This is a genomic window from Pediococcus argentinicus, assembly GCF_001437605.1.
GTDB classification, from domain to species: Bacteria; Bacillota; Bacilli; order Lactobacillales; family Lactobacillaceae; genus Pediococcus; species Pediococcus argentinicus.
The window spans coordinates 1-343 of sequence record NZ_JQCQ01000089.1 but is presented as its reverse complement, the minus strand read 5'-3'; the positions used below and the strand labels follow the sequence as shown (position 1 = coordinate 343).

At 36.4% G+C, this 343-nt stretch carries 1 protein-coding gene; it reads right to left on the bottom strand.

What is annotated here, in order from left to right; translation table 11 throughout:
- Positions 1-343 (bottom strand): helix-turn-helix domain-containing protein (locus IV88_RS09035; RefSeq protein WP_162258649.1); only part of this gene is annotated, 343 nt, incomplete at both ends.

Genomic DNA, 343 nt, shown 5'->3' with positions numbered 1-343 from the left:
CTTGTTTTTTTGCGTTCATTATCGATGGACGTCCCCTTGATGTATATAACGCATTGATTCCTTGAGCTTCAAACTTTCTCTCCCACAACCAAATGGTTGATGGTTCTGAGATATTAAAGTGCAGAGCAGTTTTGGGTAAAGATGCGTTATTTTCTTTCATCCATCTTAAAACATTCGCCTTAAAATCTCCATCATAAACATACTTAGGACTTCGTACTTCTAAACCTTCAATGCCATATTTTTGAAACTGATTAATCCACTTGAGAACTGTCGTTTGACTACCTACTTTGTATTTTCTAGCAAGTAAATGAGTGCCGATAGGCGTACTTAAGTACTCTTGAAT